We start from the raw sequence: 10360 nt of genomic DNA, 5'->3' as shown, positions 1-10360 counted from the left end.
GTTCGCTCCAGCATGGATCCCGAGGACACGCTCAGGCGCTTTGCTGGCCGTGTCGTCTTCATCGGCGGCGGCCCACCGGTCTGGGACGCCTACGCGCGCTTCGTCAGCCACTGGGATGTCACGCGGCTGCCCTATGACGGGCCGGCGGACCGCTGGTTCGATGCAAGATGGCTTACGGGGGGTGGCGAAGTTGCCAGAAATCACCGTGACCAATGAAGGCCCGGATATCCGTGCAGATGGGTCCGCAAACGTTGCTACAGCCAACCACCGCGCTCAGTGAGAGTGACAGTCATTGGATCTAACGGTACATTTTCAGGACAAGAGATACTACATTCGCCGCGCAGGTTATCTTTGCGGCCAATCGGTTCCCCCTTGTGCAAAAATATCGGAGATTGGAAGGACAGCGCGTTGAGGATTCGTCATTGGGATCGCATAGGCAACGGGGGGCTCGGTTTCACGGAACTAGGCTTTGGATCTGCACCCCTCGGCAATCTCTACAAAACGGTCTCGGAAGAACACGCATTTGCCATTCTGGATGCTGCCTGGCAAAGCGGGGTGCGCTACTACGATACGGCGCCGCTGTACGGACTGGGCCTATCAGAACGTCGCGTCGGCAGATTTTTGACGACCAAGCCTCAAGACGAATTCATCATATCCACAAAGGTCGGCAGGCTGTTACAAGCTTGCCCACCGGAGCAGCGAACGGGCATCGGCAAATTCTTTGATACACCCAATCGTCGCGAGGTTTATGATTACAGTTATGACGGAGTTATGCGCTCTTTCGAGATATCGCTCGAGCGGACGGGCCTCGATAGGTTCGACATTCTTCTTGCGCACGATCTGGACGTCTTCACTCACGGTACGCTTGAGAAGTGCCGGACCTATCTCGATCAATTTATGCATGGCGGGTACCATGCCATGCTGTCGCTCAGGGACCAGGGCGTAGTGAAGGCCATCGGCGGGGGACTAAATGAATGGCAAATGTGTCAGGATCTGGCTGAACAGGGCGACTTCGATCTTTTCCTGCTGGCAGGCCGGTATACATTGCTCGAACAGGATGCTCTGGATACCTTCTTGCCCATGTGTGAAGAACGTGGCATCGGCATCATATTAGGGGGGCCTTACAACTCGGGCATCCTCGCTCGCGGACCAGTCACCGGCGCACAATATAATTACTCAGAGGCGCCATTGAATGTAATTGAACGTGTGAAGCGGATCGATGTCATCTGCAGGCGGCACGATGTTGCACTGATAGAGGCTGCGCTGAATTTTCCCCTTCATCACCCTGCTGTCGTTTCAGTAATTCCCGGAGGGCAGAGTATTTCAGAGGTCAATGCAAACAGAGCCATCCTTGGGAAAGAACTGCCGAGCGCCCTATGGGCGGAACTCAAAGCTGCGGGATTGCTGAGAGATGACGCGCCACCCTTGAACATCACGCCTCCAGCATAAGCCGTATTGGTAGCGGTACGGAGGCAGGTAATCTCCCGTCGTCTTATGCTGGCAGAGGCTCTTTTTAAAGTGCGGTCTAATTGGCAACCGCACGGAACGCCTGGATCATTTAGCACTCGTGAGGGGCCGACGCTTTGAGGCCAATTGTCGAATCCCATAGCGCGAAAGGGATGACGCCGGACGCACGTTATCTTACTCGCCTGAGATGGCTGGCATGCGCCCGGCGTCCAGATCAGGTTGGTCCAAAGAGCGCCACCTTTTAAAGCACAAGCTGGTTTGATGGTTAAAAACACGCGACTACCAGCGGCAAAATTGCCGGTAGCGCTGCGGCTGGCACCGCGATCTACGTCGGGCAATTTCCTCGGCAAGGATTGCTTAGTTTCCCGGCGAGGTTAGGTGGAAGGCCCGATTGTGGCGAACTATCCCCCGCGATATCGTGCTGGCTCAAGAAGGTGCCGCATCCTTGAACCCCATCCCGCTACTGTCGAGTGACCCTTCTCCCAGTGGCGGTTTTTTTGCGCAGGTAGATCCCTCAAATTGCCGAGGCGGCGGTCATCGCGGCACACGCGACAACGAGCCAAACCCATGACAGTGCTCATCGCCGCGCGGCTTGTCACTTCACGCGCCAGTGACAAATATAGCGATCGTTCAACTCCCGCTTCTGATCGCCGCTGCGACCAAGCCCGCCAGCGGTTCTTTCGCAATCCTTTAACCGGTGTATGGTCTATTGGCGCGATGGTAGCGTTAACGCGAAATTCGGCAGCAGCCCGCATTGATAAAGAACTTGGCGCAAAGCTGAGGGCCTTCCGCTTGGCCGCTGGGCTCAGCCAAATCGACCTCGGCGCATCCATGGGCATTTCGGGCACGCAAATCCAAAAGTACGAGAGCGGCAGCAACCGCATGGCCGTCTCAATGATGATCGCGTTATGCCATGGACTCAAGCTTGACCCAATGGCATTCCTTGGAGATTACTTCCCTCAGCGCTGACAGCAGTGCCAAGACGCGGCCGATGACCGAATTCATGGTGCGCATCGCCGCTGTCGCTCACCCGCCGGTACCGGATTCCGTCGTAAGGACGGGTTACTGCACGAGAACCCGTTTGGCAAACGATCGTGATACAAAGCGGTTTCAGGCAGCATCCAAGGTAGCTGCGCGATGAAAAAGTTTTTGCTCGCAGCGGCGTTTGTCGCCACGACCGCACTTCCATCCCGAGTTCGCATCATGGAAGCAGTGGCGGGAGACGGTCAAACAGATTTCATCTTTGTAAAGATGACCTATTCATCCGCTTCATCGCCGCGCCCGCATCGAAAAGGGCGTGGAAAAGAGCCATGTGTTTCACGGATCGCCTTGACGCCGATGAAGTGAACGCATTTGGCGCTCAAACGGCGCCGCGAGCCAGAGTAGTTCACTAAGGTCCGAAGCGTTGGTGAACACTCGTAAGTTCAACCTTACCGTCTGCCATGTCAGCAAAAAATTTCTAATGATGTCCGGGACCTAAGCGTTGGCTTGGAAGCCCTCGAGCTGCGCCAATATAGTGCAATTCAATCCATCAGATGCATAAGTCAGATCAACCTTCGTCAGCGTGCCAGCGACGCCACTTTTTATAAGTCTCGTGCCCAATCCCTCGACCGTAGGTGGTACCACAGGTGGACCGTTTTTCTCTCGCCAATCCAGTTTAAATGCCGCCTCCTCATCCATTTCGGCAATTCCCCATTCAATGATGATCTGGCCATCCGTCTGGGAGAGAGCGCCATACTTGAAAGCATTGGTCGTGAGTTCATGCAGCAGCATGGCCAGGGACAATGCCGATTGGCGACCGACCTGCAATTCTGGACCCGTCAGAGTGAACTGATTGCTGTGCTTGTCCTCGTCCAGATTGATAGCCTTCTCGACCAAGCTTCGGACATCAATCCGCTCGCCATAACCGGTCAATAGCAAGTCATGCGCTTGTCCCAGGACACGAAGTCTCTGGCTGATCGACAGGCGTGCACCCTCGATGTTATCCGCACGTCGCAATGACTGATTGACCAGACCCTGAACCATGGCGAGCTGGTTCTTTAACCGGTGACTTAGTTCCTGGCTCAACATGGACTGCAGCTCTTCCGCCCGCTTTTGCTGCGTCCGGTCTCGAACAATCTTGAGGAAGCCTTCAGCGGCACCATTGTTCTGCAGCGGCATCATTTCACCGCTGGCCCAAAATCTTGATCCATCCTTGCGCACATGCCAGCGTTCGTCTGTTGCACGACCGTTTTTAAGGGCATTGGCCATTTCCTTGCGCGGTACGTCGTGCGCACGGTCGTCGCTTGTGAAAATGATGTCGGCGGCAAGGCCCAACACCTCATCCTCGGCCCAGCCGAAAACATTTTCGGCTCCAATGCTCCATGACGTGACATTCCCCGAAAGGTCAGAGGTCAGAATGGCGTAGTCGATCGCGCTTTCAAGAACCATTTCTGCGATACGTGGATTTGTCATTTGGATCGTTCGCCTTGCAATGGAAGATCAAAAAGGCATGCCACCCCATACACGGTGCAATTGCAAGTGCTGGATTCGGTTGTTTCTGAGCATTGAGAGAACAACTTGGAACCTCCAACCTTGGCGCTGCGTCAATCGCGAGCTACGCAGCACGCGACAAGGCATACGTGAGAGGGCATCGGCTACTCGGTTATGTGCCATCCATCCGTCCTTGCCGGATTTCAGTCCTGCTTAGGCTCCTTTTTCAATGGCAGCATGAGGCGCAGCGTGAGAAACGTGAAGAGCGAAATGATGAACGCCACATCATAACTCTCCAGTCCGACCGCTATGCCAATTGCGCCAGTTGACCAGATGCTCGCAGCTGTTGCGGTGCCACGGACAGAATTCTTGAGTTGCAGGATAGCCCCACCGCCGATAAAGCCGACGCCGGTGATCAGTCCCTCGATAATACGGGCCGTGGCCTCGGGATTGTCGGCGGTAATACTTTCGGTCCCTTCAATGAGACCGCAGCTTGCCAAGGCTACAATGGGAAAAGTCCGCACACCCGCACTACGCTCCTCTCGTTCTCGATCGAGACCAATCGGAAATGCAAAGATATAGGCGACCGCCAGAGCAAACACATGCGGAAAAAACGGCAAGGAATTGAGGTAGTGAAACGTTTCGAGCAATGAATTTCCCCCAGACGATCGGTTAAATTTGCAATTTTAACACTGACGGACCGCTGAATCCATCTTACGAGCGCACCAGACGATATCGAACAAAGTCTTGGAAGCACTTGAGGGGCATCCCTTGCGTGGCTGCTCGCTAGTTCCTCGTCACAGATGCCGTATCCCTTAGCATCCTCAGCGCCCAAATTGCACGTATTGCCTCTTTCTCGGTCCAGCCAGCCGCCATAGCGTCGTTCAACAATTGAATAGTTGGATTGTTTCGCATATCCACCCAATTGATCCTGTTGAATCGCGGCTTAATGGCCCGCTCACATTCGTCCCATCGATCGGGGTCGCCAGAGCGGAGTTTGGGGCTCGCTATACGTGCAGCCATCGGTCGCCCTCTTCGCCTGAAATTCCCTTTGCTCGTATCATGTCGGAAAGAGCACGCCTTACCTCCTCCTCGCTCCATCCGGCGTCAATTGCCTCTACAATCAAAACTTTGAGGGCTTCGGGAGATCGATCCTCGCTTTCGGCAATCACCGTAAAGCCCCGCTCACACTCAAGCCAGCGATTGGGATCGATTGAGGGTAGGGTCGGTGACGGTATTGTCATTTGGATTTTCCAGTTCGATCTGGCATGCGTCACGAAGCCTTTGCAGACTCCCACCGTTAAATCCATCTCATGGAGAGCGTGCGCGTTCAGCTTCGAAGTTTTTGCGACTGCCTCCGTGTTTAATAATCAGCTCTAGCGCGCGCTTCTTGCTCGCGCCGAATTTCAACACCCGACACGCGACTCCATAATCTTCGCTGGCTGCGACTTTCGACCGGTCCCGATTATCCTGTTTCTGCCTGTTGTCGGCCATTGTATTAACCTCCGCCTGCAAATTATACAGCTAACAAAATTGAGCGGAAATCGTTCCACGCCTGGCGTACGTAACCTGACAAGGGGTCGCGCTGAGCCCGAGCTGCTTCGATCCGCACGTCGAGCATTTAAAGGTCGACTGTTTCTGCTGGAGCACATGAACCAAGGACATGGATCGCCAAGAAGAAAAAAGGCAGTCCGCCGGCCCATCGCTGTAAAACAGATGGGGAAGACTACGTCTTTTGCTCTTTCTCAGCTTCGTCCAGGCGTTCCAAAAGCTCCAGAAATCGTTCATCAGTCGCGGGAACACTATGACCCGATCGCATGTGATCTGGAAAGTCCTTATTGCGGCTTCCGCGCTTGAAAACCTCGGCCGGTGCTCTAGCCTGTCCTTTTTTGTCATTTTCCACCATGCCAGAGGCTGCGGTCCAGCTCTGAACAACTTGGCCAGAGCAAAGTTCCACGGGGCTCCGCCAGTCGACGATTATTCACTTCGAACTTCAGGCGGAGTAGGCCTGAATTCTTAACAGATGGAATTCAAGAAGAGATCGTTCAGGTAAGCCCGCGTTACTGTTCAATTATTGGGATTTGATTGACACTTTTTGTCCGCTCGCAGACAATACAATGGTCGCCAGGCATGTAACGGCCGCTGGCGTTTGAGAGTTGGAACGTGCTCCCGCCTATAATGGGGTACGATCATGACCTTTCAATCACTCACATCCGTTTCTGAAGACGTATATAGCCAAGACGATTGGCGCGTGATGTCCGACGCATACGAAAGGGCGGCAGCAATGCTGGGACGTTCACCTTGGACCTATCCGCACGCGCAACGCCTGGCGCGGGAAGTCATGCGCCTTTTCAATAACGGAAAACGCGATATCCAGTTGATTACCTCTCTGGCAGTCATCAATGAGCAGACAATCGGGTCCGAAACCGAGCAAGGGCGTCGCCGCCACAGCACTCATCTCTCGCATTCTGCATCACATGGCTCCATATTTGGGAAACATCATGGGTAGCAACATGCCGCAACGCCTCGATCACAAGCTGGACTGCAAGACTTGCGGCACGATCTATTTGCAAATTCCTGAGAACGTTCAGAGCCACACTCCGATTTATTGCAGCTCATGCGGAGAACTCCTTGGCCGTTGGGATAAACTCGAACTCGATTTTAACCAACAAGGCGGCCACAACGGCGTTTTCGAAATGCGCGATGGTCAAATCATACGCAAGGAATGACATCAGCATCAGCCAAAATCCAGATCCCCGTGTTTGCGCCGCAGGTATTCCCTAAAATCCGAGATACCCATGGCCATGGCCGGTTTAGGCCTCCCTTGATCTGCGAAATATGCAGCCTGCGAGTCCATCAACCATTGCGACGCATCGTTGAGAATTGGAAATTCCCTTCCGCACCACCACTTCAAATCACCGATATTCATACTGACAAGCTGATAGGCACGAGCCTGTTCAAAAACATCGGGGAACCATCGGCGTACGAGCCACAGTTTCAATGACAGGATCATCAGCTACCTCGATTCTATCGCCTGACAGGTTGTTCCAAGCATTGACTTCGCACGTGCTGCTTAAACCTCCGGCACAAGCGTCATCAAGTAAGTCGGGCGCGCAATCGACCTCATCGACAACGGTGAACCGCCGAAGGCTCGGCCAAGCATTAGGTATAACCGAACCATTAGTTGAAAAATCCTCCATAACTTGATTTAGGCCGCAATCATATATTTGATGTAGTCATCGACCGGCTGGCCCGTTGACCCGCAAGATGCATTTTGCGGGCGCAAGATCATGGATTTGTTTCAACATTATTGTGAGTGAAAAATAACTCCGATGCAGGCACTGTTTTTATCTTGAAGGAAAGAAACGGTGTCTACGCTATTAATGACTATTGCGTTCGTCTGCATCACACGCATCTAGATACTTTCCGATGCCCCCGGCCGGACACCGGTGGAACAGCCTTATAGGCTACAGGCTCTTTCTCGCAAAACATGCCCGCTCGTCTTGCCTTGAGGGAAACTTTTCCGGGATCAGCTCGATTTGCATTATCCAGACTGCGAAGGAAGCTGGCAACTGCGTCGATGAGCCAGAGCGCCCAACGCCCACGGGAAAACTCACGAAGTGCACAACAGCAAGCCGCGGCGCAGGTCGTAACGTCTAATCGAGTAACTTAGCCAATGCGACTGCTGCGGGAACTATCTGCGCTGCCGGTGGTTTGGAATTTATAGAGCGTCGCCGCGCGCAACCATGGAGCGGCGCGGAGCCTCACTTATGGAGATCAAATTATGCCTAAAGTAAGCAGTGCAAAAAGTCTCCCATTAGGTGAAACGCCAAACCTCAAGCGCTCATCATCTGAAGTTAAGCTCGATAATGCCACCGACATCGCCAAAAGAGCTTCGGAAGAAGAGCGGAAGCGAGTAAAAGAGAAGACAGAGCGCCTGCGCAAAGCTCGTCTTGACGCCGAATCCAAATCCAAGAGACGCAAACCCTGATGCGTTGCAGTGCGCACCTCAGAGAGCGACTCGCCTCTGCGTTGGACTCCCATGCCATATCGTACAGAGCCGGAACAATGGACCCTCTAAGCTGTGTTGGGCTTCGTCGGAGATGTAGACCTCTTGTGACAGAGCCCCGCCGCCATCCACCCACCCTTCTTACACCCGGCGGCGGGCCTCACCATTTACGAGCCAAGGAGCGGCGACAGAAAGATGACCATTTCAGCTGATCTGCTTTCAAGTAATTTGAACATGTACGCTTTAGCGGTAATCGCCGTTATCATCTGGTTATTGTTTATAGTGCGGCACCGGATGCGATGAGACCGCTTGCCACGATGAGGAAGTCCGGAGCGCACCATGACTGAAGATGACAGGCGGCTCATGACGGAGATTTCCGCACAGGCCGATATTGCTTATCAGTCCCGTCCGAAGAGAACGAATGCTATGGCGCTTGCCAAAGGACTTGGCACAGATTTTCCTCATCGAAAAATCGAAAGTCAGCAGTGTATGGAGGCTAAGAGGGTTACTTTGTTGCGACCATTAAAAACACGCAGTACATGGTGATGACTTGGCGCGCCCGGAGGAAGCTTCATGAATATCGATATATGCCCTATATCAGGTGATCCGGTCGAATCTTTGCCGAAAACCGGGGATTACATCGAGTTCGACTGCCCAACTTGCGGACGTTTTCGTATTTCGGGTTCAGCACTGGAAGCCATGACCGAATTGTCTCGTCAAGAAAAAGAGACTTATCTAAGTAAAGCCAAAGGGAACGCCCAGGGCGGTGACGGCATACCCATTATCAGAGATATATGAAACCGGGTGTTCAATCGGAGGCCGCTTGCGATGAATGACCAACTCGAACGGCGCCTATAAAACACATGGTGATTAAAGTCTGTATTTTCATCGGCGTGTGGCCACCGCTGGTCATAGCGAGCATCCGAAACCCGGTTTTGTAAGGCACTGCTCGGCAGCAAAACGAGGGTGCGAAGAACGTTCCATTGTACTTTCCGGACAGCGCAATAAAGCGTGCCAGAAATTGGCTACGCTGGGTTCGGGCGGGCGCGTCATATGCTGCGGCTGGATCACAAGTTAGACTGTAAGCCTGTGGGACTATTTATTTGGATATTCCCGCAGACGTGCGCAGCGCGACGCCTATTCATTGCAGTTCGTGCAAGCAGTTCATTGGTTATTGGGGCGAGCTTAATCGCGATTTTGACAGCCAGGGCCAAGATGGTGTGTTTGAGATGAAGGACTCCGCAAGCCTTGAGTGATATCTGCGGCAATGCTCAAGAGTACGCCGGACAGTTTCCCACCGGCAACGCCATGTCCACTGGAAGACACAGGAACAGCAATCAGAGCTGCGCGTTTATCGGCATGCGCGAACTTCCGTTTCCTTATGTGACCATTACCGATCAATTCGGCCAGGTGAAAAACATCACGTCCGTAGCCGAAGCGTCAGTATGGCTCGTTGCGCATTGGCCGATAAGAAACAGCGAAAAACTACAAGCAGCAAAACTAGCATGTCTCGATGCCCTGGCTGGAAAGGCCACATGCACGGACTGTCGAAAAGCCTTTATGGAAGCCGCCAAAGAGGCAGGCATCTACGTCACTCACAAGCGGCTCTAGCGCCGATCACCGCCCGACACGGTCAAAAGAGTGCAACTAAACTGGTGGGGGCCCTGCTGTTCCCTGAGGAGCGGGGACAAGCAAAAGCGATTGACTGAATTCGCTGTTCTACGTCAGTGCAGATGCTGGCGCCGGTTGGGCCTGACGCCCAACACGAGCTTCAGGTAGTTTGCGTCCGACCAATTGTCGTCTTCTGGCAATTGTCGCTCGCGCTTGACCGCCATGGTGGCAAGCCGGCCAAAATCATGTTCACCGCGTTCATAGAAGATCATGATCGAGCGCATGACACGTTCGCCAAGCGGATGAAATTGCGGATCGCGGCCAAGCAGCAGACACGCGCGGCGATAGGCACGTGTGAAGATGTGCCACTCTTCTTGAGAATAGTAACTGTCCTGAAAAGAAGATTGCATTGAGTGCTCCCCCACTCAAAACTGGCGGGAGCACATACATCTCTCACGCGCCAACAGCCAACCAATACTTGACGACGGATGAATTTTCCGCCAGTGGACAATCTTAGTCAATAAACCCTGGCGTGCAGAAAGACGAGCTTTAGGTTGTGCCCGGGCTGCGAGCTACGCCTTTTGGTTGATGGCAGATTGCCAGCCATACCGCATCTCGAAACTCAATTTATATAACCACTCTTCCACATTGCATATTTTTTTGCTTGGATCATCGCAAAACCTTGACAGCGCGCAGCTCAATAACCAGATTTTTGCCGTCGGTCGCACTGGTTGGGCCGACAGTCAGGGAGCGCCAAGCTTCTTGGCGCACCTCATTTCTATGTTGCTCAAAGGAGGACTT

At 53.4% G+C, this 10360-nt stretch carries 12 protein-coding genes and 1 pseudogene; 8 read left to right on the top strand and 5 right to left on the bottom strand.

The window, feature by feature from the left end; genetic code table 11:
• From FHS21_RS24495 to FHS21_RS24485, 3 genes and pseudogenes are all read left to right on the top strand, one after another.
• Positions 1-216 (top strand): annotated as a pseudogene (locus tag FHS21_RS24495) (diacylglycerol kinase); the annotation flags it as partial.
• Between the two features lie 192 nt (positions 217-408).
• Positions 409-1449: an aldo/keto reductase gene (locus tag FHS21_RS24490; protein ID WP_183664582.1), complete on the top strand. Its 1041-nt coding sequence runs from the start codon at positions 409-411 to the stop codon at positions 1447-1449.
• Positions 1450-2034: 585 nt separating this feature from the next.
• Positions 2035-2436: a helix-turn-helix domain-containing protein gene (locus FHS21_RS24485; protein WP_183664565.1), complete on the top strand. Its 402-nt coding sequence runs from the start codon at positions 2035-2037 to the stop codon at positions 2434-2436.
• A 507-nt stretch (positions 2437-2943) separates the two neighbouring features.
• Here the strand turns inward: FHS21_RS24485 and FHS21_RS24480 are convergent.
• From FHS21_RS24480 to FHS21_RS24470, 3 genes are all read right to left on the bottom strand, one after another.
• Complete coding sequence (locus FHS21_RS24480; protein ID WP_112529907.1) at positions 2944-3921, bottom strand: sensor histidine kinase; 978 nt, start codon at positions 3919-3921, stop codon at positions 2944-2946.
• 221 nt (positions 3922-4142) lie between these two features.
• Positions 4143-4589: an MgtC/SapB family protein gene (locus tag FHS21_RS24475; RefSeq protein ID WP_183664563.1), complete on the bottom strand. Its 447-nt coding sequence runs from the start codon at positions 4587-4589 to the stop codon at positions 4143-4145.
• Positions 4590-4946: 357 nt separating this feature from the next.
• Positions 4947-5183, bottom strand: a complete 237-nt coding sequence (locus FHS21_RS24470) for a hypothetical protein (RefSeq protein ID WP_183664561.1) — start codon at positions 5181-5183, stop codon at positions 4947-4949.
• A 1158-nt stretch (positions 5184-6341) separates the two neighbouring features.
• On the opposite strand from FHS21_RS24470, the gene FHS21_RS24465 reads away from it, so the two are divergent.
• Positions 6342-6668 (top strand): hypothetical protein, encoded by a 327-nt coding sequence (locus FHS21_RS24465; protein WP_183664559.1) that lies wholly within the window; start codon positions 6342-6344, stop codon positions 6666-6668.
• Positions 6669-6676: 8 nt separating this feature from the next.
• Here FHS21_RS24465 and FHS21_RS24460 read toward each other — a convergent pair whose 3' ends face one another.
• The gene (locus FHS21_RS24460; protein WP_112529891.1) at positions 6677-6952 is read right to left on the bottom strand and encodes a hypothetical protein; all 276 of its coding nucleotides are present in this window, start codon (positions 6950-6952) and stop codon (positions 6677-6679) included.
• Positions 6953-7723: 771 nt separating this feature from the next.
• On the opposite strand from FHS21_RS24460, the gene FHS21_RS24455 reads away from it, so the two are divergent.
• The 4 genes from FHS21_RS24455 (at position 7724) to FHS21_RS24440 (ending at position 9559) form a co-directional block, all read left to right on the top strand.
• Positions 7724-7930, top strand: a complete 207-nt coding sequence (locus FHS21_RS24455; RefSeq protein WP_112529889.1) for a hypothetical protein — start codon at positions 7724-7726, stop codon at positions 7928-7930.
• Between the two features lie 357 nt (positions 7931-8287).
• Positions 8288-8494 (top strand): hypothetical protein, encoded by a 207-nt coding sequence (locus tag FHS21_RS24450; protein ID WP_112529887.1) that lies wholly within the window; start codon positions 8288-8290, stop codon positions 8492-8494.
• A gap of 27 nt (positions 8495-8521) precedes the next feature.
• Positions 8522-8746 (top strand): hypothetical protein, encoded by a 225-nt coding sequence (locus tag FHS21_RS24445; RefSeq protein WP_112529885.1) that lies wholly within the window; start codon positions 8522-8524, stop codon positions 8744-8746.
• 450 nt (positions 8747-9196) lie between these two features.
• On the top strand, positions 9197-9559 hold the full coding sequence (locus FHS21_RS24440) for a DUF982 domain-containing protein (protein ID WP_246411190.1): 363 nt from the start codon (positions 9197-9199) through the stop codon (positions 9557-9559).
• A gap of 113 nt (positions 9560-9672) precedes the next feature.
• Here FHS21_RS24440 and FHS21_RS24435 read toward each other — a convergent pair whose 3' ends face one another.
• Positions 9673-9969: a hypothetical protein gene (locus tag FHS21_RS24435; protein WP_112529881.1), complete on the bottom strand. Its 297-nt coding sequence runs from the start codon at positions 9967-9969 to the stop codon at positions 9673-9675.
• Between the last annotated feature and the right edge of the window lie 391 nt (positions 9970-10360).

This window comes from Phyllobacterium trifolii (genome assembly GCF_014192095.1).
GTDB lineage: Bacteria > Pseudomonadota > Alphaproteobacteria > Rhizobiales > Rhizobiaceae > Phyllobacterium > Phyllobacterium trifolii.
Note: the sequence above shows the minus strand (reverse complement) of the source record. Positions and strands in the feature narration are given on the sequence as shown.